This window comes from Muricoccus radiodurans (assembly GCF_050154705.1).
Taxonomy (GTDB): domain Bacteria; phylum Pseudomonadota; class Alphaproteobacteria; order Acetobacterales; family Acetobacteraceae; genus Roseomonas; species Roseomonas radiodurans.
Map to the genome: position 1 here is coordinate 5524686 of NZ_CP189561.1, position 25578 is coordinate 5550263.

At 73.8% G+C, this 25578-nt stretch carries 22 protein-coding genes; 15 read left to right on the forward strand and 7 right to left on the reverse strand.

Features of this window, described 5'->3' with window-relative positions:
- Positions 1 to 188 precede the first annotated feature (188 nt).
- Genes ACP6CK_RS25730 through ACP6CK_RS25740 form a run of 3 tightly spaced genes read left to right on the forward strand, consistent with a single transcriptional unit; the run spans position 189 to position 3274 of the window.
- Positions 189 to 1163, forward strand: a complete 975-nt coding sequence (locus ACP6CK_RS25730; RefSeq protein ID WP_426956179.1) for a peptidylprolyl isomerase — start codon at positions 189 to 191, stop codon at positions 1161 to 1163.
- A 13-nt stretch (positions 1164 to 1176) separates the two neighbouring features.
- A complete protein-coding gene (gene argJ / locus ACP6CK_RS25735) occupies positions 1177 to 2412 on the forward strand; it encodes a bifunctional glutamate N-acetyltransferase/amino-acid acetyltransferase ArgJ (RefSeq protein ID WP_426956180.1) in 1236 nt (411 codons plus the stop codon).
- 4 nt (positions 2413 to 2416) lie between these two features.
- Positions 2417 to 3274 carry a shikimate dehydrogenase gene (locus ACP6CK_RS25740; RefSeq protein ID WP_426956181.1) on the forward strand — a complete coding sequence of 286 codons (858 nt, stop codon included), beginning with the start codon at positions 2417 to 2419 and terminating at the stop codon, positions 3272 to 3274.
- Positions 3275 to 3485: 211 nt separating this feature from the next.
- Here ACP6CK_RS25740 and ACP6CK_RS25745 read toward each other — a convergent pair whose 3' ends face one another.
- Positions 3486 to 4829: a hypothetical protein gene (locus ACP6CK_RS25745; protein WP_426956182.1), complete on the reverse strand. Its 1344-nt coding sequence runs from the start codon at positions 4827 to 4829 to the stop codon at positions 3486 to 3488.
- 159 nt (positions 4830 to 4988) lie between these two features.
- On the opposite strand from ACP6CK_RS25745, the gene ACP6CK_RS25750 reads away from it, so the two are divergent.
- Together ACP6CK_RS25750 and ACP6CK_RS25755 are read left to right on the forward strand one after the other, a co-directional pair.
- On the forward strand, positions 4989 to 5843 hold the full coding sequence (locus tag ACP6CK_RS25750; protein WP_426956183.1) for an MBL fold metallo-hydrolase: 855 nt from the start codon (positions 4989 to 4991) through the stop codon (positions 5841 to 5843).
- Between the two features lie 150 nt (positions 5844 to 5993).
- A complete protein-coding gene (locus ACP6CK_RS25755; RefSeq protein WP_426956184.1) occupies positions 5994 to 6548 on the forward strand; it encodes a DUF1176 domain-containing protein in 555 nt (184 codons plus the stop codon).
- A 7-nt stretch (positions 6549 to 6555) separates the two neighbouring features.
- Here ACP6CK_RS25755 and ACP6CK_RS25760 read toward each other — a convergent pair whose 3' ends face one another.
- Positions 6556 to 7731, reverse strand: coding sequence for a pyridoxal phosphate-dependent aminotransferase (locus ACP6CK_RS25760; protein WP_426956185.1), 1176 nt, complete (start codon positions 7729 to 7731; stop codon positions 6556 to 6558).
- Between the two features lies 1 nt (position 7732).
- Positions 7733 to 9079: a gamma-glutamyltransferase gene (locus ACP6CK_RS25765; RefSeq protein ID WP_426956186.1), complete on the reverse strand. Its 1347-nt coding sequence runs from the start codon at positions 9077 to 9079 to the stop codon at positions 7733 to 7735.
- A 49-nt stretch (positions 9080 to 9128) separates the two neighbouring features.
- Here ACP6CK_RS25765 and ACP6CK_RS25770 point away from each other — a divergent pair, with 49 nt between their 5' ends.
- From ACP6CK_RS25770 to ACP6CK_RS25805, 8 genes are all read left to right on the forward strand, one after another.
- Positions 9129 to 10571 carry a M48 family metalloprotease gene (locus tag ACP6CK_RS25770; RefSeq protein WP_426956187.1) on the forward strand — a complete coding sequence of 481 codons (1443 nt, stop codon included), beginning with the start codon at positions 9129 to 9131 and terminating at the stop codon, positions 10569 to 10571.
- Complete coding sequence (locus ACP6CK_RS25775) at positions 10568 to 11302, forward strand: DsbA family protein (protein ID WP_426956188.1); 735 nt, start codon at positions 10568 to 10570, stop codon at positions 11300 to 11302. The genes ACP6CK_RS25770 and ACP6CK_RS25775 overlap by 4 nt, the downstream gene beginning before the upstream one ends.
- Positions 11303 to 11434: 132 nt before the next feature.
- Positions 11435 to 12451 carry a hypothetical protein gene (locus ACP6CK_RS25780; protein WP_426956189.1) on the forward strand — a complete coding sequence of 339 codons (1017 nt, stop codon included), beginning with the start codon at positions 11435 to 11437 and terminating at the stop codon, positions 12449 to 12451.
- The gene (locus ACP6CK_RS25785) at positions 12448 to 13134 is read left to right on the forward strand and encodes a VWA domain-containing protein (protein ID WP_426956190.1); all 687 of its coding nucleotides are present in this window, start codon (positions 12448 to 12450) and stop codon (positions 13132 to 13134) included. Before ACP6CK_RS25780 ends, ACP6CK_RS25785 begins: the two co-directional genes overlap by 4 nt.
- A 23-nt stretch (positions 13135 to 13157) precedes the next feature.
- Positions 13158 to 13724 (forward strand): TerD family protein, encoded by a 567-nt coding sequence (locus tag ACP6CK_RS25790; RefSeq protein WP_426956191.1) that lies wholly within the window; start codon positions 13158 to 13160, stop codon positions 13722 to 13724.
- A gap of 24 nt (positions 13725 to 13748) precedes the next feature.
- Entirely contained in the window at positions 13749 to 14918 is a 1170-nt protein-coding gene (locus tag ACP6CK_RS25795) for a glycosyltransferase family 61 protein (RefSeq protein WP_426956192.1), read from the forward strand.
- Positions 14919 to 14943: 25 nt separating this feature from the next.
- A complete protein-coding gene (locus tag ACP6CK_RS25800; RefSeq protein ID WP_426956193.1) occupies positions 14944 to 16194 on the forward strand; it encodes a D-amino acid dehydrogenase in 1251 nt (416 codons plus the stop codon).
- Between the two features lie 46 nt (positions 16195 to 16240).
- A complete protein-coding gene (locus ACP6CK_RS25805) occupies positions 16241 to 17329 on the forward strand; it encodes an amino acid ABC transporter substrate-binding protein (RefSeq protein ID WP_426956194.1) in 1089 nt (362 codons plus the stop codon).
- Positions 17330 to 17380: 51 nt separating this feature from the next.
- Here ACP6CK_RS25805 and ACP6CK_RS25810 read toward each other — a convergent pair whose 3' ends face one another.
- On the reverse strand, positions 17381 to 17695 hold the full coding sequence (locus ACP6CK_RS25810; protein WP_426956195.1) for a YciI family protein: 315 nt from the start codon (positions 17693 to 17695) through the stop codon (positions 17381 to 17383).
- Positions 17696 to 17862: 167 nt separating this feature from the next.
- Between ACP6CK_RS25810 and ACP6CK_RS25815 the strand changes: the two genes are divergently transcribed.
- The gene (locus ACP6CK_RS25815; protein WP_426956196.1) at positions 17863 to 18816 is read left to right on the forward strand and encodes a peptidase M14; all 954 of its coding nucleotides are present in this window, start codon (positions 17863 to 17865) and stop codon (positions 18814 to 18816) included.
- 139 nt (positions 18817 to 18955) lie between these two features.
- Here ACP6CK_RS25815 and ACP6CK_RS25820 read toward each other — a convergent pair whose 3' ends face one another.
- The 3 genes from ACP6CK_RS25820 to ACP6CK_RS25830 form a co-directional block, all read right to left on the reverse strand.
- Positions 18956 to 19723 (reverse strand): competence/damage-inducible protein A, encoded by a 768-nt coding sequence (locus ACP6CK_RS25820; protein ID WP_426956197.1) that lies wholly within the window; start codon positions 19721 to 19723, stop codon positions 18956 to 18958.
- A 145-nt stretch (positions 19724 to 19868) separates the two neighbouring features.
- Positions 19869 to 20888 (reverse strand): bifunctional GNAT family N-acetyltransferase/(deoxy)nucleoside triphosphate pyrophosphohydrolase, encoded by a 1020-nt coding sequence (locus ACP6CK_RS25825; RefSeq protein ID WP_426956198.1) that lies wholly within the window; start codon positions 20886 to 20888, stop codon positions 19869 to 19871.
- A 19-nt stretch (positions 20889 to 20907) separates the two neighbouring features.
- Positions 20908 to 23988 carry an Rne/Rng family ribonuclease gene (locus tag ACP6CK_RS25830; protein ID WP_426956199.1) on the reverse strand — a complete coding sequence of 1027 codons (3081 nt, stop codon included), beginning with the start codon at positions 23986 to 23988 and terminating at the stop codon, positions 20908 to 20910.
- A 650-nt stretch (positions 23989 to 24638) separates the two neighbouring features.
- On the opposite strand from ACP6CK_RS25830, the gene ACP6CK_RS25835 reads away from it, so the two are divergent.
- Positions 24639 to 25445 (forward strand): N-acetylmuramoyl-L-alanine amidase family protein, encoded by an 807-nt coding sequence (locus ACP6CK_RS25835; RefSeq protein WP_426956200.1) that lies wholly within the window; start codon positions 24639 to 24641, stop codon positions 25443 to 25445.
- The last annotated feature ends 133 nt before the right edge of the window (positions 25446 to 25578 follow it).

Sequence of the window (25578 nt, forward strand, 5' to 3'; positions counted from 1 at the left end):
CGGCTGGCGGGGCCGGACCCGGGCGGGCCTCGGCGCGGCCGGAAACCGGGCGGCCCTTGGGTGCAGGCGGCAGAGATAGGCAAGGGGGGGCGGCCGGTCAACGAAAGCCGGAGGCTCCCGGTCGCCGCCTTGTGGGGTCCTTTCCGCTCCGTCATGTTGCGCCCCCTTTTGCTGGAAGTCTTCCCGCGATGCGTCGCCTGATGCTGTCCACCGCCATCCTGACCTCCGCCGCCTTCGGGGCGGCCCTGGCCCAGACCCCGCCGGCCGCTGCCCCCGCCGCGCCCGCGCCCGCCCAGGCGGCGCCGGCCCCGGCGACACCCACCCAGGAAAACCCGGTGGTCGCACGGGTGGACGGGCAGGAGATCCGCCTCTCCGACGTGCGCGACGCCGCGGGCGAACTGCCGGAGGAGCTGCGGGCCGCCCCGCCCTCGATGCTCTTCCCACTCATCCTGGACCAGCTCATCGCCCAGAAGGCCCTCGTCACCCGCGCCCGGGCGGACGGGCTGGACCGCGACCCCGAGGTGCGCCGCCGCATCCAGCGGGCCGAGGACCAGGAACTGCAACAGGCCCTCCTGCGCCGGGAGGTCGCCCCCGCCCTGACCGACGAGGCGCTGCGCGCCCGCTTCGAGCGCGGGGCCGCCACCCGCGCCGCCGGGGAGGAGGAGGTCCACGCCCGCCACATCCTCGTGCAGTCCGAGGCCGAGGCCCGCGCGGCGCTGGAGGAGGTCCGCCGCCCTGGCGCCGACTTCGCCGAGGTGGCGCGCCGCCGCTCCTCCGGCCCCGGTTCCCAGCAGGGGGGCGATCTCGGCTTCTTCAAGCGGGGCGACATGATCCCGGAATTCGCCGAGGCGGCCTTCGGCCTCCAGGCCGGCCAGATCTCCGAGAACCCTGTGCGGACCCCCTTCGGCTGGCACGTGATCAAGGTGGAGGAGCGCCGCGCCGCGCCCGCCCCGACCTTCGAGGAGTCCCGCGACTCGCTCCGCCAGGCGGCCTTCGAGGAGACGGTGAACGCCGCGGTGGAGCGCATCCGCGGCGCCGCCCGAGTGGAGCGCTTCAACATGGACGGCTCGCCGCAGCGCGCCCCTTCCCTGCTGGATGGGGCCACCCCGCCGGCCCCGGGTGGTGCGGCCCCGCCGGCCGCCCGGCCGGTCCCCGCGCGGTAGGAGGAACGAGGCCATGGCGAAGGCGATCCCCGTCTCCCCCCTAATGGTGTCCCTGCCGCCCCTGCCGGTGGTGCGCGGCGTCAAGCTCGGCGTGGCCGCGGCCGGGCTGCGCTACCAGGGGCGCCCGGACGTGATGATGATGGAATTCGCCCCCGGCACGACCGTCGCGGGCGTCTTCACCAGCAACCAATGCCCCGGCGCCCCGGTGGACTGGTGCCGCACCGCCCTGAAGGGAGAGAGCGCCCGCGCCCTGGTGGCCAATGCCGGCAACGCGAACGTGTTCACCGGCAAGGCCGGCGTGGAGGCGACGGAGGCCACCGCCGCCGCCGCGTCCGCCCTGGTGGGCGGCAGGCCGGAGGAGGTCTTCCTCGCCTCCACCGGCGTCATCGGCCAGGTGATGGATCACGCGAAGCTGACCGCGGCGCTGCCCGCCCTGCACGCCTCCCTCAGCGAGCGCGGCTGGGCCGACGCCGCCCGCGGCATCATGACGACCGACACCTTCCCCAAGGCCTCCGCCCGCGTGGTGGAGATCGGCGGACAGAAGGTCACGATCGTCGGCATCGCCAAGGGATCGGGGATGATTGCCCCGGACATGGCCACGATGCTGTGCTTCGTGGCGACGGACGCCGCCATCCCGGCCGCTGCCCTCCAGCGCGCGCTGCGGCACGCGGTCGACAAGTCCTTCAACCTGACCACCGTGGATTCGGACACCTCGACCTCCGACACCGTGCTGCTCTTCGCCACCGGCCAGGCGGAGCATCCGCGCGTGGGGGCCCTGACCGGCGCCTCGATCGACGCCTTCGAGACGCAGCTCACGGAACTCCTGCTCGACCTCGCCCTCCAGGTGGTGCGGGACGGGGAGGGGGCGCAGAAGCTCATCAAGGTGGAGGTCAAGGGCGCCGTCTCGGACAGCTCGGCGAAGCGCGTCGCCATGGCGATCGCCAACTCCCCGCTGGTGAAGACCGCCATCGCCGGGGAGGACGCGAACTGGGGCCGCATCGTCATGGCGGTCGGCAAGGCCGGGGAGCCGGCGGACCGGGACAAGCTCTCGGTCGCGGTCGGTGGCACCTGGATGGCCCGGAACGGCGGCGTCGTGCCGGACTACGACGAGGCCCCGGTGAACGCCCACATGAAGGGCCGCGAGATCGACATCGCCGTGGACCTCGGCCTCTCGAGCGGTTCGGCCACGGTGTGGACCTGCGACCTGACGCATGGCTACATCGACATCAACGGATCGTATCGGTCGTAGCGCCATGGCGACGATCCACCGCGTCCTGCTGGGGCTGCTGGGCTATCCCATCTCCCACTCCGCCGCCCCGGCGATGATGGAGGCGGCAGGCGCGGCGGCGGGGCTCGACGTCCGCTACCACCTGATCTCCATCGGGGGTGCCGATGCGGCGACCATCGCCCGCGTGCTGGACGGGGTGCGGCTGATCGGCTTCGCCGGCATCAACGTCACCTTCCCCTACAAGCAGGCGGTGATGGACCACCTGGACGCGCTGGACCCCGGCGCGGCGCAGGTGGGGGCGGTGAACCTCATCACCGTCCGGGGCGGGAAGCTCACGGGCCACAACACGGACGCAACCGGCTTCCTCGCCGGGCTGCTCGGCAGTGTGGGAGAGGCCGTGAAATCCGGTCCCGCGCTCCTGCTCGGCGCCGGGGGAGCGGGGCGGGCCATCGCCTGGTCCCTCGCGAAGGCCGGCGTGCCCGAAGTGCGCGTCTTCGACCGCGACCTGCCCCGCGCCGAATCCCTGGCGCGCGAGGCCTCGGGCTGGGGCGGCGGCCGCTTCGTCGCGTCCCCGACGGTGGAAGAAGGGATGCGCGGCGCGAAGGGCGTGGTGAATGCCTCCCCGGCCGGGATGCTGCCGGACACCTCCTGCCCCGTGGACCCGGCCTCCCTGCAAGCGGGCATGTGGGTGGCGGACGCCGTGTATCATCCGCCGATGACGCCGCTGCTGACGGCCGCGAAGGCGGCGGGCTGCGCGATCATGCCGGGTCGCGAGATGTCCGTCGGCCAGGCGGTGGACGGATTTCGCCTCTTCACCGGGCGGGACGCGACCTGGGACGTGATCGGTGCTGCCTTCGACCGGCACGTCGCGGGGCGGGGCTGAACGGTCCCCGGGGATGGGGAGAAGGAATCGTCCCCCTCCCCGGACCGTCGGAGGCAGTGCGTTCGGCCCCGCAATTCTTCTCGACAGGCTGCCGCGGAATTCGGGGGGGGGGAGCCCATCTCCGAATTCCGCGGCAGCCTGACAAAAGAAGATGAGTGGGGGTCTGGGGGAGAGAATTCCTTCTCTCCCCCAGGGCCGCCGAACCGACGTCTCAGATCCCCAGACGCGCCATCCCCGCCGTCCGCAGCGCATGGGGCAGGAAGATCTTCGGGATGGCGTGGTGCAGGTCGGTGCCCTGCTTCAGGAACTGGCAGCGGTGCTTCAGGAAGGCCTCGGTGAAGCCGATCCACATGTAGTCCGGCACGCCCGCCGGGTGGCCGAAGCGCATCGTCCGCTGCACCGTGCCGTCATCGCCAGCGAAGGCGGAGCCGGGTTCGCTGTCGTAGAGGTCGCATCGGTGAACGGTGTGGCCCCAGTAGGACCGGATCACCCGGTCGCTGCCGCCATTGAACCAGGTGCGCAGGCTGTTCTTGAAGGGCGGCTCGCCGTTCGGGAAGAAGCAATCGAAGACAAAGACCGCTTTCAGCAGCCCGTCCAGCGGCGAGTGGGTCACGCGGTGCATGACGCTGGCCAGGTATTCGCCGCCTTGGCTGAAGCCGGCGAGCGCGATGGAGCGCACGCCGCTGCCGACGAGGAAGGGGTTGCCCGCCCGCAGCGAGGCATCCAGTTCCAGGATCGCAGCGTGCAGGCCATTCGCGGTCACCAGCCATTGCGGAACGCTGCCGGCCTCCCCGACCAGCAGAAGGTGGATCGCCGTGGTTTCCGATTCCTCATAGGCGGCCATCTGCGAGTGCACCGACGCGCCGCCCTGGGTCATGTAGATTTCGACCACCTCCTTCGGCGTCGTGGCATTGTGCTTCGGCGGCTTGAAGTACATGACGTAGTCGCCGGCGGTGGGCAGGGCGCGGCTCGGCACATAGGCGGCGATCAGCGCGTGGCCCTGCTTCAGCTCGAAGTAGTGCAGGCGTGCCGGCTCCACATCCACGCTGCGGATATCGGCCAGGAACGTGTTTCCGTCCGGCTCGTGAACCAGGACCCCATTGCCGCGCCCGACCGGCGCCTGGCGGGGGAAGGCGGCCAGCGGCTCGTCCGCGATGCGGGCGACGCGCTGCTGGCGCACGGTGTCGGGACCGGGGCCCGGCACCTCGCGCAGGCGGGGCGCCATCACGTCGATGGCGACGACCGGGCCGCGCGGGTCCGGCCGCACGACGACGCGGCGCACGAAGGGGCTGGCCACGATCGGCGTCACCACGGGACCGAGGCCGACGAGGCTGAAGCTGAACTCCGCGTCGAAGAAGTCCCGCCCGGACAGCGAGAGCGTGTAGGTGGCGGCGGTCATCGTGGGCAGCGACACGCGCGCACGCAGCGTCGCCCGGTCGCGCGACAGGGAAACCACCTCGGCACTCGGCGTGATGCGCCGGAGAACCGGAGGACGCGCATGGTGCGGCGATGCGCCGTCCACGAAGGCGATGCTGAACTCGAGCGTGACGTCCATGTTCCACTCCGCCCCTCGTCCACGCCCCCGCTCGCAGACTGGCACGCTCTCGGAACGTGGCGTCTCACCTTTCCGAGATGCGCCGGGACGGCGATGTCACGGCGGTCGCCGCATGCGGTCCGCGCGGCAACTCGCCCGCCGCGGTGCCGTTCGGCGGAGATGCGCGTCCACGTCATCAACTGCGGTGCCATGCGTCCCTATGGCGGCAAGCTGTGGGACGGCGTCACGTCCGGCCTCGGCGCCGCGCGCCTCGCGCTGCGCTGCCTCGTCGCGGAGAGCGAGGACGGGCTGATCCTCGTGGACACGGGCGTCGGGCTGCAGGATGTCGCGCATCCCAATCCGCGCCTGTCGCCGATCTTCCGCTTCGCCGATCGCGTCCAGCTCGATCCGCAGGATACGGCGGTGGCGCGTGTCCGCGGGCTCGGCCTCGATCCCGCGGATGTGCGGCATATCGTCATGACCCATCTCGACTTCGACCATGCCGGCGGGATCAGCGACTTTCCGGGCGCCGCCGTGCATGTCCACGCGGTGGAGGCGGCCGCGGCGCGGGAGCGCGCGGGGCTGAAGGCGGCCCAGCGCTACCGGCCGGCGCAGATCCCGGCCGTCATGCAGGAGCACGACGCGCGGGATGGCACGACGCCCTGGATGGGGCTGGACGCCTTCGGCGGGCGCCACGGATTGCCGCCGGGCGTTCTCTTCGTGCCGCTGCCGGGCCACACGCGCGGGCATTGCGGCGTGGCGCTCGACACCGGCGCGGGCTGGGTGCTGCACGCGGGGGACGCGGTGTTCATGCACTCGGAACTGGCGGACGAGAAGGACTGCCCGCCGCTGTCCAGCAGCTACCAGGGCGTGATGGAGGTGGACCGCGGCGCCCGCCATGCCAGCGCCGGCCGCCTGCGCGCCCTGGCGCGGGAGCGCGGGGCGGAGCTCGCCATTCTCTGCACCCATGATCCCGTCACCCCGCGCGGGGACGGCCGGTACCACGCGGGGGCGGAGGCCGACCCGAAGCCCTGACGCAGCGTGCCAGGCGTGCCAAACCGGTCTTCCAGATGGGATGATCCGGCACGAGATCACGCGTTCGCGATCCTCCGAAGCCGGTCGTGGTGCGCAATTCACGCGCCCCGGCGATTTCCCCTCGCCCGCCGATCTGCTCTATGGGGCCCCATGCTCATCCGGCTCGCGCTCGCCCTCCTCGTGATGCTCGCGGCATCCGCCGCCCAGGCCCAGCAGCGGTCGCCCCAGGGGCAGCGCCCGGCCCAGTCGGGGCAGCCGCAGCTGACCCGCCACGGCCAGTGGGTGGAGGGCTCGCTGAACGCGCCCGGACGGCAGGGCTGCATCTCCGGCACGCCCTCGCCGGGCCGGGGTTCGCTCCAGATCACGATCGGCAAGGGGGCGGACGAGGTGGTGGTCCTCGTCCTCGCCGTGCAGATGGAGGGCGCGACCTTCGCCGCGGACGAGACCGTTCGCTTCCGGGTGGACCAGCGGACCTTCGAGATGCAGGGTCGCGTCCCTCGCGCTGGCGCCCCCGTGATGGTGGTCCTCGCGACCACGGAGGACGAGGCGCGTCAGATCTCCGACCTGCTGGTCGCCATGCGCGCGGGGCGGGAGCTGCGCGTCGACGTCGGCAGCCGGAACCTCAACCTGTCGCTGAGCGGCGCGGGCGCGGCGCTGCAGAAGATGCGCGAGTGCGCCCAGCGCGCGAACATGATGCCGCGCTGAGCGCGGCTCAGCCAACCCCGGCGCGGAGCCACCGCGCCAGCCGCCCCGGCGCCTCGGCCATGTCGGCCTCCGGGCCGCAATAGGAGAAGCGGACGAAGCGCGACCCGCGCTCGGGGTCGAAGTCCACGCCGGGGGTGGCGGCGATGCCCGCCTCCTCCAGCATCCGGGCGCAGAAGGCGGGGCTGTCATTCGTCAGGTGCCCCACGTCGCACCAGAGGTAGAAGGCGCCGTCCGCCGCGGCGATCCGGTCGAAGCCCGCCGCGGGCAGGCCGGCCAGCAGCGCCTCCCGGTTGCGGCGATAGGCGGCGCGGTTTGCCTCCAGCTCCGGGATGCAGTCGAACGCGGCCTCGGCCGCGACCTGCGCCACATGCGGGGCGGAGATGAAAAGGTTCTGCGCCAGCCGTTCCACCGGGCGGACCAGATCCTCCGGCAGCACGAGCCAACCGATCCGCCACCCCGTCATCGAGAAGTACTTGGAGAAGGAGTTCACCACGATCGCGCTGCCCGAGAAGGCGGCCGCGGTCGCCTCCTCCAGGCCGTAGGACAGGCCGTGGTAGATCTCGTCGGAGATGAGGCGGACGCCCTCCGCGTCGCACCAGCGGGCGATGGCGGCCAGCTCGTCGGGCGGCAGCATCGTGCCGGCGGGATTGCAGGGGGAGGCGACGATCAGCCCGGCCGGCCGCGGGTCCAGCCGCTCCAGCATGGCGACGGTCGGCTGGAAGCGGGTGGAGGCGTCGCACGGCAGGAGCTGCGGCACCATGCCGAGCGCCGTCAGGATGTTCGCATAGGGCGGGTAGTAGGGCGCGGCCATGGCCACCCGGTCCCCCGCGTCGAAGGCCGCGAGGAAGGCGAGGGGGAAGGCGCCAGAGGCCCCGACCGTCACCGCGATCCGGGCGGCCGGGATGGTCGTGGCGTAGCGGCTGGCATAATGCCCCGAGATCCGCTCCCGCAGGGACCGCAGGCCGAAGGCCTCCGTGTAGCCCATGGGATGGCCGTCCCGCAGGGCGCGGATGGCGGCCTCGGCGGCGCCGCGCGGGGCGCCGGTGCCGGGCTGGCCGACCTCCATCCGCAGGATGCCGGGCTCTCCGGGCGGGATCGCGGCGGCGCGGGCATTGGCCGCCGTGATCACGTCCATGACGAGGAAGGGCGGCGCGTGCGCTCCGCGCCCGACCTTCAGGGCCAAGCTAGTTGTTCCCCGCGGCCAGCCCCGCCCCGCGCGGGTCCGCCACCGCCTGGCAGCCGCGGGCCGAGACCTCGCCGAGGCAGGACACCGCCACCGCCCGGCCCGGCTCCGGCGCGCCGGAGGCGACGGCATCCAGCAGGGCGGCGCGGCGGACGATGTGCAGCCCCGCCGGGCCGCCGGCCGCGGCCGGCGCCGCGCCCTGGCCCGACCCGGCACCGACGTAGCGCATGGTGCGGGTGTTGGAATTGGTGACCAGGATGGCCCCGAGCGGCGGGGCGGAGACGCTGCCGAGGTTCGGCGCCGCCGCGAGCAGGAAGCCCAGGCCCGGCGCGACCCGCCCGGTGCCGAAGAGGTTGTTCAGGGTGAAGGCACAGGACACCGCCCCGCCGTCCCGGTCCTGTACCACGAGGGCCGTGCTGGCCGGGACCATGCCGCCGACCACTGGCGCCCCCTGGCCGGCCGCCGCGGCGCGGAAGGCGTTCAGCGTCGCGCCGCCATCCACCGCGGTCGGCAGGGTGTTGAGGATGTCGCTCCCGAGCCGCTCCGACACCGGGGCCACGGCCTGGGGCACGGCGGCCCGCAGCTCCCCGACCGTCAGGAAGCCGCCGGCGGCCGCGCTCGCCTCCTCGATCCGGCGGGCGAGCCCGCCGCCGTGGAAGTCGCCCACGCCCGACGTGCGGAGCTGGGACAGGGTGGTGGCGAGGTCCGGCTGCACGATCCGGCCGCCCTCGGCCACCAGCGCGCCATTGGCGGAGAAAGAGACGCGCGCATAGGGATCGGCCAGCAGCGGCCCGGAGACGGCGGCGAGGTCGGCCGCGAGCGCGCGGGAGACGGTGGTGCCGAAGCGGGCAAGGCTCTCCGCGGGGGAGATCGTCTCCTCGAAGGGGCGGCGGCCCTGGCGCGAGTGAAGGGCGAAGAGGCCGCGCGCCATGAGCGGCACCGCCGCCGGCCGGTCCGCGCCGGAGGGCACGCCCGCCCGCGCACCGGGGAGGAAGAGGAAGGCCTGAGTCTCGTTCCGCCGGGGATCATAGCCCAGGCAGGCGCCGCCTCCGCCCAGCCCGGCGCGGGAGGGAAGGGTGACGGAGAGGGCGAAGGCCGCCGCCACGGCCGCATCCGCCGCCGATCCGCCGGCCGAGAGCACGTCGCGGCCGACGATCGCCGCGCGGGGCTCCTCGGCCACCACATTGCCCAGGAAGCCGCGGACGAAGCCCTGCTGCCCCGCCTGGACCGGATTGCCGCCGCCGAGCGAGTTGCCCACCGATTCCAGGGTGGAGCACCCCGCCAGCAGCCCGAGCGCCAGGGCGAACGAGCCGGCCCGCGCGGATGTGCCGCGCCCGGGGACCCGCATCGGGGGGCGGGCTGCACAGCCGGCCCGCGTTGCGGCTAGGGTGCCCCCCATGCGAGTGCCGATCGTGCCTGCCATCGCCCTGTCGCGTCTCCTTGCCCGGGTCACCGTCACGGCGATCCTGGTCGTGGCCACGGTGTTGGCCACGCCCGCCGCGTGGGCGCAAGGGGGCTCCCGCGCCGCCATCGCCACCATCCGGGACGCGGAGACCGAGGCGATGATCCGCGCCTTCCTCGATCCGCTCCTCGGGGCGGCCGGGGTGGACCGGCGGCTGGTCCAGCTCACCCTCGTCCAGGACCGGGCGATCAACGCCTTCGTCACCCAGGGCAACCGGCTGGTGATCCACACCGGGCTCATCCAGCAGGCGGACAGCGCCGGGGAGCTGGCCGGGGTGCTGGCGCACGAGGTCGGGCACGTCGCCGGCGGCCATGTCGCCCGCCTGCCGGAGGAGATGCGGGCCGCAATGTTGCGGACCATCGCGGCCATGCTGATCGGCGCCGGGGCCGGGGTGGCCGCGCGCTCCTCCGACGTCGCCATGGGCATGATGCTCGGGGGTCAGAGCAGCGCCATGGGCGAGCTCTACGCCTTCAGCCGGAACCAGGAGCAGGCGGCGGACCAGGCGGGCATGGTCTTCCTCGACCGGCTGGGCTGGTCGGGCCGCGGCCTGGAGCGCCTGCTGCGCCGCCTGCTGGATCAGGAGCTGCTGGCGGCCGCGAGGCAGGACCCGTATTTCCGCACCCACCCCCTGTCCCGGGACCGGCTGGAGTTCGTGCGGGATCAGATAGGCCGCAGCCGCTTCTCCGACGTCTCGGTGCCCGCCGCGCTGGAGACGCGCTTCGCCATGGTCCGGGCGAAGCTGATCGCCTTCATCGACGCGCCGATGGTGGCCTGGCGCCGCTACCAGAACGACAACTCCGCCGCCGGGCGCTATGCCCGCGCCATCGCCCAGTTCCGCTCCGGCCGCACCGACGCGGCGATCGAGATCCTGGACACGATTATCCGCGAGCAGCCCGGCAACCCCTATCTGCTGGAACTCAAGGGCCAGATCCTGTTCGAGGGTGGTCGGCCGCTGGACGCGATCGCGCCGCTCTCCGCGGCCGTGCGGCTCGCGCCCGGGGAGCCGCTGATCCGCATCGCCCATGCCCGCGCCCTGATCGAGCGCGGCGACCAGGCCGCGCTGCGGCAGGCGGTGACGGAGCTGCGGAACGCCGTGCAGGAGGACCGCGACAGCGGCTTCGCCTGGGCCCAGCTCGCGGTGGCCTATGGCCGCCTGGGGGACCTGCCGAACGCCGAGCTGGCGATGGCGGAGCAGGCCATGGCAGAGGGCGACACGGCCGAGGCGCGCTTCCGCGCCGCCCGCGCCGAGCGCGGCCTGCCCCCCGGCCCCGCCCGCCTGCGCGCCACGGATCTGCGCAACGTGGTACGGCGCGACAACCTCACCCGCGACCAGCGCCGGGCGGAGGAAGAGATACTCCGAAGGGACCGCAACCGATGAAACGTATTATGATGGCCGCCGCCGCCCTGGTCCTGGCCGCGGGCGCCGCCCTGGCGCAGGGCTTCACGCCGGAGCAGCGGGCGGAGATCGTCACCATCCTGCGGGAGGCCCTGCGGACCGATCCCACCATCCTGCGGGAGGCGATCGGCGCGCTGCAGGATTCCGAGCGGCAGGCGCAGGAGACGGCCCGGCGCCAGGCCCTGGCCGACAACGCCGACGCCCTGTTCCGCGACGCCGCCGATCCGGTGAAGGGCAATCCGCGCGGCGACGTGACGATCGTCGAGTTCTTCGACGCGCGCTGCGGCTACTGCAAGAGCTTCTACCCCGCCATGCAGCAGCTTCTGCAACGCGACCGGAACGTGCGCGTGGTGCTGAAGGACCTGCCGATCCTCGGGCCGAACTCCGTCCTCGCCAGCCGCGCGCTGCTCGCGGCGCACCGGCAGGGCAAGTACGAGCCGCTGTTCGACGCGCTGATGCGCCTGCGGGTGGAGCCGACCGAGACGGTGCTCCAGGCCGAGGCGCAGCGCGCCGGGCTCGATTGGCCGCGCCTGCGCCGCGACATGGAGGACCCCGCGATCCAGGCGCGGCTCCAGGGGAACATCGCCCTCGCCCAGCGCCTGCAGATCGAAGGGACACCAGCCCTCATCATCGGGGACACGATCGTTCCCGGCGCGGTGGAGCTGCCCGAGCTGGAGCGGCTGGTCGCGGAGGCCAGGCGTCCGCGCGGCTGAGGGCCCTTCCGCGACCATGATCCAAGCCGGACGCGCCCTGCCATGACGGACAGGCCAAAGCCGCTCTTTCCGCCATCCGGGCCGCCATCCGGGCCGCCGGGTGGCGAGGCGCGGCCCTCGAGCGGGGCACCGGTGCCGAAGCCGCTGTTCGGGAACGGGACAACCCCTGTCCCGACGCCAGCACCGGCACCGGCACCGGCACCGGCTCCGGTTCCGGTCAGGGTCCAGGCCCCGGCCGCGCCGGCCCGGGCCCCCGCACCGGCCTTTCCGGGGATCGCCGTCGCCCGCCCGCCCGTGCTCGACCTCGTGACCGATCCGGAGGGCACGGCCTCCGCGAAGGTCATGGCGGAGGCCCGGACCCTTGCCGTGGCCCTGGCCGAACGGCTGGGGGAGGCCCGCTTCGTCGCGGAGTTCGGCAGCGCGGTGCAGGCGCGGATCGGCGCGCTGCCGGACCGGATGCTCGACCTCGTCCGCTCCGAGGTGCCGAACGACGTCACCGCCCGGATGGGCCGCATCCGCGGGCAGATCACCGGGCTGAGCGTGGACGACCTCTTCGCGGCGGATGGCGGCGTCGCCTCCCGGGTGCTGCGCTCCCTCGCGCCCGCGCAGGACCGGCTGGGGGACGCCATCCGTGCGGTGGAGCTGGAGTGCGCGGGCATCGACGCCGCCCTGCCGAAGCTCCGCGCCGGGCTGGACGAGATCGAGGCGATGATCGCCGAGGAAGCGGCCGCCCGGGAGGAGCTGGAAGCGCATATCCGGGCCCTCCAGGCCGTGCTCGCCCTGCATGCCCGGCCAGAGGCGGCCGATCCGCGCCTCGCCTCCGCCCTGCGCGCGCTGGAGGATCGGGGCACGGGACTGCGGCAATCGCGCATCGTCGCGACGACCGATGCGGCACAGCTCGAGGTGCTCCGCCTGCGCTACGCCGAGCTCCACGCGGGCGCGCGGTCCCTGACCGTGGACCTGGTCGGCCTGTGGAAGCGCAACTGCGTCCAGAGCATCGCGATCCTCGCCCAGGGCACCCGCGCCGCCCCTCGGGAGGTGCGGACGGCCGCGACGGGCCTGCGCGGCGCAGCGGACGGGATCACCGCGGCGATCGACGCCCTGTCGCCGGGACCGAACGGGCGGATGGGCGGGAGGAACGCGCCATGAGCATGATCGACCTGCGGAAGAAGGCGGGCATCGTGCTCGCCAAGCGGAAGATCCACACGGTCCGGGCCCGGGTGGGCTTCGCGATCGACGTCTCCGGCTCCATGAAGGAGCTGTACGTGCGCGGCGTGGTGCAGGCGGTGTCGGAGCGCTTCCTCGCGCTGGCGATGAACCTGGACGATGACGGCAGCATGGACGCCTGGGCCTTCGACGAACGCATGGCCACCCTGCCCACGATCACCGGCAGCAGCATCGGCGGCTATGTCCGGCGGGAGATCATGGACAGTCCCATCAGCAAATGGGGCGGCACCGCCTATGCCCCGCCCATCGCCGCCGCGCGAGCGAACTGGTTCGAGGCGGAGCGGGTGGGCGGCTTCCTCGGCTTCGGCGGCCGCAAGGTGGAGAAGCCCCAGACCCCGGCGCTGCTTCTCTTCCTGACCGACGGCGAGAACACGGACCAGCGGGAGACGGAGACGGCCATCGAGGCCACGTCCAGCCGGCCGCTCTACATCCAGTTCATCGGCATCGGCGGCGGGAGCTTCCCCTTCATCGAGCGAATGGGGGACCGCTATCCGAATGTCGGCTTCATGTCCGTGCCGGACATCGCCAGCATCCCCGATGACGCGCTGTACGAGGGGCTGGTGACCGACGAGCTCGCCACCTGGCTCCGCGCCGCCTCCGCCTGATCCCCCAGCACAGGAAACCCCCCATGGCCATCAACCTTCGCAAGGGCGGCAGCTTCGACCTGGAGAAGCGGCTGAGCCGCGTCCGCATCGGACTCGCGTGGGACGGCAACGCGATGGGCGGCGCGGCCTTCGACGCGGACGTCTCCGTCGCGGTGCTGAAGGGCGCGGACAAGAAGAGCTTCATCGCGGACGAGTGGTTCATCTTCTACAACAACCTCCGCGCGCCGGGGGATGCGGTGGTGCATTCCGGCGACAACCGCACCGGCCAGGCCGAGGGCGACGACGAGACCGTCACCATCGACCTCAACGCCCTGCCGCCCGAGACGACCGAGGTGGCGGTGGTCGCCACCATCCACGAGGGCCTCGCGCGCCGGCAGGACTGGTCGAAGCTGAAGGCCGTGGCGACGCTCTACAACGACGCGGACGGCTCGGTCCTCGCGAGCTATCCGCTCGGCACGGACTTCGCGGGCAAGGTGAGCGTGCAGCCCGTCTCGCTCTATCGCGGGGAGGGCGGGAAGTGGACCTTCGCGGCGCTCGGCGCCGGCTACGACGTGGGGCTCGACGCCTTCGTGGCGCAGTGGTCGTCCTGACGGCGCAAGGGGGCTGACGGCCGGGTGCAGGGGGCGCTGGCCCTTCCCGGCCGGATCGTCCCCGGCGATCCGCTCCTCCTGCCGCCGGAGACCGGGGCCACGGTGCTGCTGTCCGAGCCGGGGCGGACCGGTGAGGGCGCGCTCCGGCGGCCGCCGGAGATCCTGGCCCGCCCCTTCGGCGACTGCGAGGCGGCGGAGCGCCTTCTCCGCCCCACGCACCTGCCCGGGGGAGAGGTCTTCGTGGTCCGCATCCCCGGCGCGGTCCTGTGCGGCCAGCGGGCCGTCGTCACCGGCGGCCCGCCCCGCCTCGTCACCGACAGCCGCGTCTCGGGCCTGTCCGCGGAGGTCTTCCGGAACGAGGGACGCCGCCGCTTCGAGTCCGTGCCCCTCGACTACGCTGCCGCCGAGGACAGCTTCTCCTTCTCCCCTTCGGCCGGCGAGCCCGTCCGCATCGCGGGGGAGGCCGCCTGCCTGACCGCGATGGAGCAGGGGAATTACGGCGCCTTCCTTGTCCGGGCCGTCCCGAAGCTGGTCACTCTGCGCCAGTGCGGGCTGGACGGTCTGCCCCTGATCGCGGGCGGGAATCCCTGGCAATCCGCCGTGCTGCGGGCCTTCGGCGTGGACCCCGGGCGCGTGGTCCCGCACGACCACCGGCGCGTCTACGCCTTCGAATCGCTCATCCTCCCCGGCCTGCGCGCGCGGGGCGGCGGCCTGGACGCGGCGTCGGTCGCGCTCTTCCGGGAGGTGGCGGAGCGGCACGGGCGGGGCGGCGGACCTCGGCCGGAGAAGCTCTACGTCTCGCGGCTGGCCCAGGGCCGGACCCGCCCCGGATATCGCCGCTGCCTGAACGAGGAGGCCCTGATCGATGCGATGCGCGACCGCGGCTTCCACATCTTCGAGCCGGAAGCGCATGCCTTCGAGGAGCAGGTGCGCCACTTCGCCGCCGCCCGCGTGGTCGTCGGCCCCGGGGGCGCCGGGATGTTCAACACGGTCTTCTGCCGGCCCGGAACGGTCGTCGTGTCGGTGGAGCCGATGATGACCTGGCTGCAGGCCCATGCGAACATGTTCTCCAGCCTGGGCCACCGCTACGCGCTCGTCGTCGGCGGCGCGGACCCGGAGGACCCGACGGGACAGAAGAGGTGGCGGGCGGATGTGGACTGCGTGGTGGACATCGTGGCGCGGATGACGGGGTGACGGCGGCTCGCGCGATGGTGCCCGCATGAAGGTCCTTGTCCTCGGCGCCGGCGTCACCGGCCTGGCGGCCGCCTACCTGCTGGCGCGGGACGGCCATGCCGTGACGGTGATCGAGCGCCGCAGCGGGGTGGCGCTGGAGACGAGCCACGCCAATGGAGGGCAGCTCTCCTACTCCTATGTCGCGCCGCTGGCCGGGGCGGGGATCATCCCGAAGATCCCGGGCTGGCTTCTGGACCCCGGCAGCCCCGTGCGCTTCCGCCCGCGGCTGGACCCGGCGCAGTGGGAGTGGGGGCTGCGCTTCCTGGCCGCCTGCAACGGCGCCAAAGCGGACGAGACGACACGGCGACTGCTGCTCCTCTCCTTCCTCTCCCGCGACCTGACGCGCGCGACGATTGCGGAGGAGGGCATCGAGTGCGCCTTCCGCCACTCCGGCAAGCTCATCGCCCATTCCGACGCCGCGGCCTTCGATTCCGCGCGGCGCCTGCTGGACTACCAGCGGTCCCTGGGGAGCGAGCAGGAGGCGCTGTCGCGTGAGGAATGCCTCGCGGCCGAGCCCTCCCTCGCGCGCATCGGGCACCGCCTCGTCGGCGGCATCCTCACGCGCGGGGAGGACGCGGCGGAGTGCCGCCTTTTCTGCGCGGGGCTGGAGGCGGCGATGCGCGACGGCAATCTCGGCGTCGCCTTCCGCTTCGGGCACGAGGTCCGGCAGATCCTCGCGATCGGCAAGCGCGCCGTCGGCGTGCTGACGGGGGAGGGGGTGATCGAGGCGGACGCCGTGGTGATGGCCATGGGCTCCGGCAGCACGCGGCTGCTGCACCCGCTGGGCCTGCGCCCCTCCATCTATCCGCTGAAGGGCTACTCCCTGTCGCTGCCGATCCTGTCCGACGCGGCGGCGCCGCGGATCAGCGTGACGGATTTCGCGGCGAAGGTGGTCTACGCGCGGCTCGGCAACAGCCTGCGCGTCGCGGGGATGGCGGACCTCGTCGGCTACGACACACGCTTCGACCTGCGGCGGCTGGACCTGCTCGTGCGCCAGGCGCAGGAGGCGTTCCCGGAGGCGACCGACTGGAAGGTGCTGAACCCCTGGACCGGGCTGCGCCCGGCGACGCCGACCGGCCTGCCGATCCTCGGTTCCGTGCCGCGCTACCCGAACCTGCACCTGAACATCGGCCATGGCGGGCTGGGCTTCACGCTGGCGATGGGATCGGCCCGCGTGATCGCGGACGGGATCGCCGGCCGCCCGCCGCCCATCCCGCTGGACGGCTTTTCCCCCTGACAGGCACGGGGCAGGATGCCCCCGCTTCACCAGGGAAACGAACACCATGCGATTCGCCACCTTGGCGCGCGCGGCCCTCTGCCGAAATCTCACCGCCGCGCTGCTCGCCCTGCCGCTCGCCTTCGGGGCGGCGCAGGCCCAGGCGCCGGCCACGCCCGCCGCTCCCGGTGCGCCCGCGGCAACCCGCGGCGCGACGCCGATCTACGACGCGGTGCGCCAGCGCGACCACATCCGCTGCGGCGTTTCCCAGGGCACGCCGGGCTTCTCCGTGCCGGACAGCCAGGGCCGCTGGGTGGGCTTCGACGCCGAGTTCTGCCGGGCGCTCGCCGCCGCCGTGCTGGGCGACGCGAACAAGGTGCGCTTCCAGCCCTACTCCGCCGCGCAGCGCTTCACCGCCCTGCAGAGCGGGGAGATCGACGTGCTCTCCCGCAACACCACCTGGACCTTCCAGCGCGACATCCAGCTTGGCCTCGAATTCACCGGCGTCGCCTTCTATGACGGCGCAGGCTTCCTGGCGCGGCGCAGCCCGGGGCTGGAGCGCTCCGTGCAGCTCGACGGCGCCTCGGTCTGCGTCCAGACCGGCTCCACCAACGAGCTGATCGTCGCGGACTTCGCGCGCGCCAACAACATCACCCTCCGCCCGCTCGTCTTCCAGAACCTCGAGCAGATCTTCGAGGCGCTCTTCTCCGGCCGATGCGACGCGATGAACTGGGACCGCGCCGCGCTCGCCGGCACCCGCGCCCGCGCGCCGAACCCGAACGACTTCATCCTGCTGCCGGAGGTGCTGAGCAAGGAGCCCTATTCCCCGGTCGTGGCGCAGGGTGACCAGCGCTGGCTGGAGATCGTGCGTTGGACTCTCTTCGCGCTGATCGAGGCGGAGGAGCAGGGCATCACGAGCGCGAACGTGCAGGAGCGGCTGCGCAGCGCAGACCCGAACGTGCAGCGCCTGCTCGGCGTCTCGGGCGGCTTCGGCACGATGCTCGGGCTGAACGACCGCTGGGCCTATGAGGCGATCCGCCAGGTCGGCAACTACGGGGAGATCTTCGACCGCACCCTGCTGCCCATGCTCGGCGAGCGCGGTATCAACCGCCTCTGGAGCCAGGGCGGGCTGATCTACGCGCCCGCCATGCGCTGATCCCGGCGGGGCGGGAACCGCCCCGTCCTCGGAGCGGTGCGCCGCTCCCCGTCAGGCCGGGCCGACCCGGCGCCCCAGCACGGCGCCGGGCATCTCGTGCAGGGCGCCCGCGAAGCCGAGGCCGCTCCGCAGCGCCGGGTCCTCGGCGACGATCGCCTGCGCGGCGGCGAGATCCGCCGCCTCCAGCACGCCGGCCCCGAACAGGCCCGCCGGGTCCGGCACCGGGCCGAAGAGGATCGCGATCCCGCGCTCCGCCAGCCCGGACCAGTATGCGGCGTGCGCGCCCATCACCGCGCCCTCCTCCGGCGTCATGTCGGCGAGGAAGCTCGGGCGCGGCGGGAACAGGCGGGACAGGAAGAGCGGCATCGGCGGACCTTGTGCGGCGGTGACCCGGCGCCCCCCTGGTCGGCGCGGCGCCGACGGCTAGAGTGGCCGCGGGAGACACGGATGGCGAGATCGGAGCGGCCCGCGCCGACGCGTGGGGAACGCGCGCGCGGCGATGAGGGGCCGCGGTCGCGGCGTGGCCGTCGCGCGTGACGGTGCCGCAGCCGAGCCTCGCCGTCCGGCTGCCGGTCCCCGATCTGCGGCCCTATGCCGCCGGCGGGGAGGTTCCGGGCGTCTGGAGCTTCGCGGCCGCCGCGCCCGGGCCGCACGCCGTCATCGTCTCCCTGATCCACGGCAACGAGATCGCGGGCGCTCTCGTCCTCGCGCGCTGGCTGGAGAGGGGGCTGCGGCCCCTGCGCGGACGCCTGACGCTCGTCTTCGCCAATCTCGCGGCCTTCAACCGCTTCGACCCGGCCGATCCCACCCTGTCCCGCTACGTGGACGAGGACCTGAACCGTCTCTGGAGCCCCGAGCGCCTCGCGGCCCGCCACGACAGCGTCGAGCTCCGGCGCGCCCGGGAACTCCTGCCGGTGGTGGAGCGGGCCGACGTCCTGCTGGACCTGCACTCCATGCTGTGGCCGTCCGAGCCGCTGATCCTGGCAGGCCGCCCGGCCCGCGCCCGCGACCTGGCCTGCGCGATCGGCACGCCGTGCACCGTCGTCGCCGATGACGGCCACCCGGAGGGGCCGCGCCTGATCGACTACGTCCCCTTCGCCAGCCAGGACGGTCGAGCCACCGCCGCGCTCGTCGAGGGCGGCATGCACTGGGAGCCGGAGACGCCCGCAGTCCTGGATTCGAGCGCCATCCGGCTGCTCGGCCGGCTCGGCATGTGGCCCGGCGTCTCCGCTCCACCGGTGCCGCCGCCTACCGCCTGGGAGGTGACCCGCACGGTGGTCGCGGCGACGCGCCACTTCGCCTTCGCGGCGGGCCTGCGCGGCGGCGACGTGGTGCCGCGTGCCGGCACCCTGATCGCCCAGGACGGGGAGGCCGAGATCCGCACCCCGCACGACGATTGCCTGCTGGTCATGCCGAGTCCCCGTGTGATGCGCGGCCACACGGCGGTGCGGCTGGCGCGGCGGATCTGCGCTGGCGACCCTGGGTAAAGTCATCACCGGTCGCCAGGACCCAATCCGCCAGGATCGGACGCACGGCGTCCCACGGGGGGGGCCTTCAGATCACGGAGTCCGGGGGCTTGTCAGCCGCCCGGCGGAGGGGGCCGGGGAAGCAGCGCCTCCCCGGGTGTCACGCCGGCGGCTCGCCCTCTACCGGCACCTTCCCGTCCGCGCGGATCAGCTCCGCGATCTCGGCGGCCGCCGCGTCCAGCGCCGCCGCGTCCGTGCCCTTGGCCACCAGCGCCACACCATTCCCGCCCTCCCGGTAATAGGGGTAGGAGCCGATATCGAGCGCAGGATGGCGCGCCTGCACCGCTTCCAGCGCCGCCGCGATCTGGCCCTCCAGCAGCCCGTTCGCGTGCAGGGTGCGGGACTGTACGGGGGTGCCGCGCTGGAGCGTCGGCGCGATTACCTCGAACATGCTCCGCATGATCCGCGGCACGCCGGCCATGACGAAGACGTTCTCCATCCGGAAGCCGGGCGCGCTCGTCTCGGAGCACAGGATCGGCTCGGCGCCGCGCGGCAGGGTCGCCATGCGGAGCCGCGCCGCGTTCATCGCGACCGGCGGGTTCCGGCGTGCGTAGTCCGCCTCCATGATCGCGCGGGACGGCTCGTGCACCTCCCAGGGCACGCCGAAGGCGCGGGCGACGCACTCGCTGGTGATATCGTCATGCGTCGGGCCGATCCCGCCCGTGGTGAAGACGTAGGTGAAGGCCGCACGCACCGCGTTCACCGTGCCGATGATCGTCTCCGGCACGTCGGGGATCACCCGCACCTCCCGCAAGGGGATGCCGAGCTCGCCCAGGCGGGTCGCGATGAATTTCAGGTTCGCGTCCTGGGTGCGGCCGGACAGCACCTCGTTCCCGATGATGAGCAGGGCGGCGGTGGGGTTCGTCATGCGGCGCGCCTCCGTGAGGTTCTACCTCTCCTCCTAGACCCGATCCCGGCAGACGGGAAACTGCCCCCGCCGGTCCGGTGCCACGGCGGTGGCGCAACGCGCGCCGCCGCCTTCCCGAGGCCGCCGTGCCGGACCGAGCCTGCCCTCAGAGGAAATCGCGCAGCAGCGCGACCAGCGGCTTGTCCGCCGGCGGCATGGCGTAGTCCGCCAGCTTGTTCGGCCGCACCCAGGCCAGGCCCTGCCCCTCCAGCGCCGTCACCGTCCCGGTCCAGCGCCGGCAGAGGTAGAGCGGCATCAGCAGGTGCTTCCCATCCAGCGGGTGCGACGCGAAGGCGAAGGGCGCGAGGCAGGCCGCGGAGACGTCGATCCCCAGTTCCTCCCGCAGCTCGCGGATCAGGGCCTCCTCCGGCGTCTCCCCAGGCATCAGCTTGCCGCCGGGGAACTCCCACAGCCCCGCCATCGACTTGCCCTCCGGCCGGCGCGCGAGCAGCACGCGCCCGTCCGCATCGATCAGCCCGCAGGCTGCGACGAGCAGGAGATTCGCCCCGAAGCCCGTCGGCGCCGACACGGCCGGGACGCCGTCCGCTTCGGCGGGCGCGGGGGCCAGATCGGTCAGGTCCTGCCGCGACATGCGGAAGCGGGTGACCGGAAGCCGCGCGTTGCGGGCGGAGAACTCGCGCTCGGCCCGCCCTTCCTCCACGAAGCCGATCCGGCGGAGCAGCGCGGCGGAGCGTGGATTGTCCTCCAGCGCCGAGGCGCGGATGACGTCCATCTCAAGATTCGCCAGTGCCCAGCGGGAAAGGCGCGAGGCCGCCTCCCGCCCGATGCCGGCGCCCCAGTGGCGCCGCCCGACCCAGTAGCCCAGCTCTCCCTGGCGCGGCGCGTCGGGCGCGGTGGTCAGGCCGATGCAGCCGACCAGCGTCTCCCGCCCGCCCTCCTCCTTCACGATGGCGAGGTGCCAGGCGGTGCGCGCGGCGATCTGGGCATGGGTGGAGGCGATCCACTCATCCGCCAGCTCGCGCGGATAGGGGAAGGGGATGCGCTGCATCATGCGCGCCACCTCCCAGTCGTTCACCAGCCGGTGCAGGGCTGTCGCATCCTCCGCGCGCAGCGCGCGGAGGGTCAGCCCCCCCGCGCGAAGCGGGGGGAAGAGTTCGTCGCTCACGCCACCCTTCCGCGAAGGGTCAGCGCCGCCACCAGCCCCGCTTCGGCGGGGCCGACGGCGCGTCGGGGGTCCCGAGCACCACCGGCTGGATCGGCGGTGCCGCCACCGGCTCCTGACGCGGCGGCTCGGCGGCGGCCACGGGCTCCGGCGCGGGGGCCGGTGCGGCCTCAGGGGCAGGCTCCGGGGTCGCCGGGATCGGAGCCTCCGGGGAGGGGGCCTCCGAGACCGGAGCTTCCGCGGCGGCGGCCGCGGCCTCGGGCGTGACGAAGCCGGAACCGCTCTCGGCAGGAGCCTGGGCCGCGGCCTCGGCGACCGGCTCGACGGCATCGGCCGGCTCCGCGCGCTGCGCGGCCTCGGCCGGTGCTTCGCCGGAAACGATCCCCCCTGGCAACGCGGCGGCCGGGGCCTCGGTCACGGGCGCGCGCGGGCGGGGCCGAGCGGCGGCCGCGGCCTCCTCGGCCGCCTCCATCGCGTCCAGCAGGTGGTCATAGGTGCCGGCGAAGGGATCGGCCGGGGTCGGGCCGGTGTAGCGCGGCGCCAAGCGCGGCTCGGGTCGCGGCTCGGGACGCATCTCCGGGCGCTCCTCGTCGCGGACTTCCGGGCGGTCGCCCTCCCGCGGGGCCTCGCCCCGGCGGCGACGGCGGCGACGGCGGCGCGGATCGCCGTTGCGGGCCTCCTCGCCCGGCTCGCCCTCGGAGTCCCGGCCGGCCTCGCCGGCGCCAGCGGATTCCAGCTCGCCAGGGCCCTCCTCGTCGCCGGCCTCGGTGACGCGCGGCTCCTCGGCCTCGGCGAGCTCCTCGCCGGCCGTGGCCTCGGTGCCCTCCTCGGCGCTCCGGCCCTCCTCGCGGCGTCCGCCGCGGCGCCGACGGCGGCGGCGGCGGGACTTGTCCCCGCCCTCGGCGCCGGCGGGGCCGTTCTCCTCCTCGCCCTCCTCCTCAGCGAGGTCCTCGGCCTCTTCGGCCGCGGGCTCCGAGACATAGTCCATCCGCAGCGCGGGGGCGGCGGCGGCCGGCGGGGCGCTCACGGGTGCGCCCTGGATCTGCGGCCGGGTCCGCTCGATGCGGAGCTGGGCGCCGTGCATCGTCGGGTCGGGCTCGAAGAGCACGCACATCGCGTGGCGCTCCTCCAGCCCCGCGATGCGCTCCCGCTTGTGGTTGAGGAGGTGCATCGCCGTCGCGGCGGCGCAGTGGACCACGATCTCGGCGGCGCGGCGGCGGGCGCCCTCCTCCTCGATCGCGCGCAGCACGGCCAGGGCCGCACTATCCGCGGAGCGGACGATGCCCAGCCCCTGGCAGTGCGGGCAGGTGACGAAGGCGTGCTCCGTCAGGCTCGGGCGCAGCCGCTGGCGGGACATCTCCAGCAGACCGAAATGGGAGATGCGGCCGACCTGGATGCGGGCGCGGTCCTGTGTCAGCGCCTCCTTCAGCCGGCGCTCTACCATCGCGTCGTTGCGGCTGGACTCCATGTCGATGAAGTCGATGACGATGAGGCCGGCCAGGTCGCGCAGGCGGAGCTGGCGGGCGATCTCGTCCGCCGCCTCCAGGTTCGTGCGCAGCGCCGTGTCCTCGATGTGGCGGTCGCGCGTGGCGCGGCCGGAGTTCACGTCGATGGAGACGAGCGCCTCGGTCTGGTTGATCACGATGTAGCCGCCGGAGCGGAGCTGCACGACGGGCGACATCATCGCGTCGAGCTGCGCTTCCACGCCCGCGCGGGCGAAGAGCGGCATGCCCGGCTCGCGGTAGTGCTTCACCTTCCGCTCGTGCTGCGGCATCAGCGCGCGCATGAACTCGCGGGCCTCGCGGAAGGCCTCCTCACCCTCGATCTGCACCTCCTCGATGTCGCGGGAGAAGTTGTCGCGGATCGAGCGCTTGAGGAGGTTCGCCTCCTCATAGACGAGCGCCGGGGCCATGGAGGCGAGGGTGCGCTCCCGGATGTTGTCCCAGAGGCGCAGCAGGTACTCGCAGTCCCGCCGGATCTCGGGCTTCGGGCGCTGGGCGCCGGCGGTGCGGACGATGATGCCCATGCCGCGCGGCAGGTTGAGCTCGTCGATCACCTCGCGCAGCCGCTTGCGGTCCGCGACGGAGGAGATCTTGCGGGAGACGCCGCCGCCCTTGGGCGAGTTCGGCATCAGGACCGAGAAGCGGCCGGCGAGGGAGATGTAGGTGGTCAGCGCGGCGCCCTTGTTGCCGCGCTCCTCCTTCACGACCTGGACGAGGATGATCTGGCGGCGCCGGATCACCTCCTGGATCTTGTAGTGGCGGAGGTAGCGGGAGGGGATGCGGCGCTCGCGCGGCTCATCCTCCGAATCCTCGTCCTCCTCCTCGCGGCGGCGGCCGCCGCCGATGGTCTCGGGCGGGGGCGCGGCCTCGGTCACGGTCTCGACGTCGCCGCCGTGCTCGCCGTTCTCATGGGGCTCGCCATCGCCCTCGCTCACGCGGTCCACATGCATGGACATGGGCTGGGTGCGGGGCGGCGGGGCGCCGTCCTCCCCGCCGCCGGTCTCGCCGGGCGGGGCATCACTCGCCGGGGCGTCGGTCGGCTCCGGGGCCGGGGCAGGGGGCTCGCCGGTCGGCGCGGCAGGCGCGCCGTCCTCGCCGAGGCTCTCGCCCGGCGCCGCGCCGGGCTGCGTGTCGGCGGCCTCGGCCGCCGTCGCCGGGACGCCGGCCGCCTCGGTCGCCGATCCGGCCGTCTCCGTGGGGGCCGCCTCGCCCGGCGGACGCTCGGCCGCTGCGGCGTTCAGGTCGGCATCGTCGCGCGGCGCCAGGCGCTCCGCGGCGGTCTCGATCTCGTCCTCGGGGTCCTCCTCGTCATCCTCCTGGGCCTGCATCTCGATCAGGCGCTGCCGGTCGGCGACGGGGATCTGGTAGTAGTCCGGGTGGATCTCGCCGAAGGCGAGGAAGCCGTGGCGGTTGCCGCCGTACTCGACGAAGGCGGCCTGGAGGGACGGCTCCACCCGCACGATCTTCGCGAGGTAGATGTTGCCCTTCAGGGGGCGGCGGTTCTCGGTCTCGACATCGAAGTCCTCGATGCGGTTGCCGTCCAGCACCACCACCCGGGTCTCCTCGGGGTGGGATGCGTCGATCAGCATGCGCTTGGTCATGAAACGCGTGGCTCCGCGCCGCGGGGCCCCTGGGGCAGCCGGCGGCGGATGGGGTTCATGGGCGCGGGCGGGGAACGGCGTGGCGCAGGGGATGTCATCCTCCGGCCTCTCCGCTCCTTCCCGCTCGGCGGGCCGGGTCCCGGTCGGGACGGCCCTGGTGTTTCGGCGCGCCGCGCGCGGGCCCCGTGCGGCGCCGGGAGGGCGCGCGGACGGGCCGGCGGCAGGCGCGTGCGGGTTCGATGTCCAGTGACGGACGGGTTGGGCCCTGACGCGCCGCGTGGCGCGCGCCGGGGAGGGGGCTTGCTCCGGCCGGACCCGACAAGGCGGGGCCGTCGCGCCCGGACCCGTTTTCGGGGAAGGGGGGCGTCGGCCCCAGTCCGGGGCGGCGCGGGGCCGGGCGTCCACATAGGTGGCGCGGGCGGCCGGGGGATCGCTGTCCGCGTCGGCCGTGCCCGTAACCCTCACCGGCGGCGTGCCGCCGGGGCAACCCAACATACGCAGGGGGGGGGCCAGGGGCAAGCCAAGCCGGGGGATTGTGGGAGGAAAGCCACACCTCCCGGCCGGACACGGCCCCGTGAGGCCCCGCGGAGTCCGCAATTCTGCCCGGATCCGTGATAGGATGCTCGTCAAGGTCCTGGGGGGGCCGGGGGATGACGAGATCGCTGCCGCGCCGCGCCCTGCTGGGGGCCGGCGTCCTGGGCCTGGCCATGCCCGGCCTCGCTCTGGCCGAACGTCCGGCGCGGGGCGCGCGGACCGCCCCGCGCCCCGGACCGGACCCGCGGCCCGTGGTGGTGCTCGATCCCGGCCATGGCGGCCGCGATCCCGGCGCGATCGGCGTCTCCGGCACGCAGGAGAAGCGGATCGTCCTCGCCGCCGCGCAGGAGCTGAAGGGCCGGCTCGAGGCGGGCGGTGCCTGCCGCGTGGTGCTGACCCGCACCCGCGACGTCTTCGTGCCGCTGGAAGGCCGGGTCGCCTTCGCCCGCCGGCAGAACGCCGTCCTCTTTCTCTCCATCCATGCGGATTCCGCGCCCGGGGCGCGGGGAGCCAGTGTCTATACCCTCTCGGACCGGGCCTCGGACGCGCTCTCGGCGGCGCTCGCGCGGCGGGAGAACGCGGCGGACGCGGCCGGCGGGCTCCGGCTTCCGCCGGTTCCCCCGGACGTGCAGCGTATCCTTCTCTCCCTCGTGCGGCAGGAGACCCGGGTAGGGTCGGAGCGGCTGGCCGATCTGGCGGTGGACGCCCTGCGCTCGCGCGTGGCGCTGCTCCCGAACACCCACCGCCAGGCCGCCTTCGCCGTGCTGAAGGCGCCCGACATCCCCTCCATGCTCGTCGAGCTCGGCTTTCTCTCGGACCGCGGGGACGAGGCGGCGCTGCGCCGTCCGGACCACCGCGCGAAACTGGTCGGGGCCCTGGCGGGCGCGGTAGAGCGCTTTCTCGCCCGGCCAGGGATCGCCTGACCGCGTCCCGGAGGACACAGGGGGGGCGACTCGTGCTGCCCCGCGAAACCGTGCTCACCACCCCCGGTTAAGGTTTGGGCGCCCCGCGCTGGAGACCGGGACGGCGGGGGCCCATTTGATGTAGAAGGGCTGA

Excerpts from the sequence above, each read along its gene's own strand:
- ACP6CK_RS25730 (WP_426956179.1), top strand. The coding sequence starts at position 189 with ATGCGTCGCCTGATGCTGTCCACCGCCATCCTGACCTCCGCCGCCTTC.
- argJ (WP_426956180.1), top strand. The coding sequence starts at position 1,177 with ATGGCGAAGGCGATCCCCGTCTCCCCCCTAATGGTGTCCCTGCCGCCC.
- ACP6CK_RS25740 (WP_426956181.1), top strand. The coding sequence starts at position 2,417 with ATGGCGACGATCCACCGCGTCCTGCTGGGGCTGCTGGGCTATCCCATC.
- ACP6CK_RS25745 (WP_426956182.1), bottom strand. The coding sequence starts at position 4,829 with ATGGACGTCACGCTCGAGTTCAGCATCGCCTTCGTGGACGGCGCATCG.
- ACP6CK_RS25750 (WP_426956183.1), top strand. The coding sequence starts at position 4,989 with ATGCGCGTCCACGTCATCAACTGCGGTGCCATGCGTCCCTATGGCGGC.
- ACP6CK_RS25755 (WP_426956184.1), top strand. The coding sequence starts at position 5,994 with ATGCTCATCCGGCTCGCGCTCGCCCTCCTCGTGATGCTCGCGGCATCC.
- ACP6CK_RS25765 (WP_426956186.1), bottom strand. The coding sequence starts at position 9,079 with ATGCGGGTCCCCGGGCGCGGCACATCCGCGCGGGCCGGCTCGTTCGCC.
- ACP6CK_RS25770 (WP_426956187.1), top strand. The coding sequence starts at position 9,129 with ATGCGAGTGCCGATCGTGCCTGCCATCGCCCTGTCGCGTCTCCTTGCC.
- ACP6CK_RS25775 (WP_426956188.1), top strand. The coding sequence starts at position 10,568 with ATGAAACGTATTATGATGGCCGCCGCCGCCCTGGTCCTGGCCGCGGGC.
- ACP6CK_RS25785 (WP_426956190.1), top strand. The coding sequence starts at position 12,448 with ATGAGCATGATCGACCTGCGGAAGAAGGCGGGCATCGTGCTCGCCAAG.
- ACP6CK_RS25790 (WP_426956191.1), top strand. The coding sequence starts at position 13,158 with ATGGCCATCAACCTTCGCAAGGGCGGCAGCTTCGACCTGGAGAAGCGG.
- ACP6CK_RS25800 (WP_426956193.1), top strand. The coding sequence starts at position 14,944 with ATGAAGGTCCTTGTCCTCGGCGCCGGCGTCACCGGCCTGGCGGCCGCC.
- ACP6CK_RS25805 (WP_426956194.1), top strand. The coding sequence starts at position 16,241 with ATGCGATTCGCCACCTTGGCGCGCGCGGCCCTCTGCCGAAATCTCACC.
- ACP6CK_RS25810 (WP_426956195.1), bottom strand. The coding sequence starts at position 17,695 with ATGCCGCTCTTCCTGTCCCGCCTGTTCCCGCCGCGCCCGAGCTTCCTC.
- ACP6CK_RS25820 (WP_426956197.1), bottom strand. The coding sequence starts at position 19,723 with ATGACGAACCCCACCGCCGCCCTGCTCATCATCGGGAACGAGGTGCTG.
- ACP6CK_RS25830 (WP_426956199.1), bottom strand. The coding sequence starts at position 23,988 with ATGACCAAGCGCATGCTGATCGACGCATCCCACCCCGAGGAGACCCGG.
- ACP6CK_RS25835 (WP_426956200.1), top strand. The coding sequence starts at position 24,639 with ATGACGAGATCGCTGCCGCGCCGCGCCCTGCTGGGGGCCGGCGTCCTG.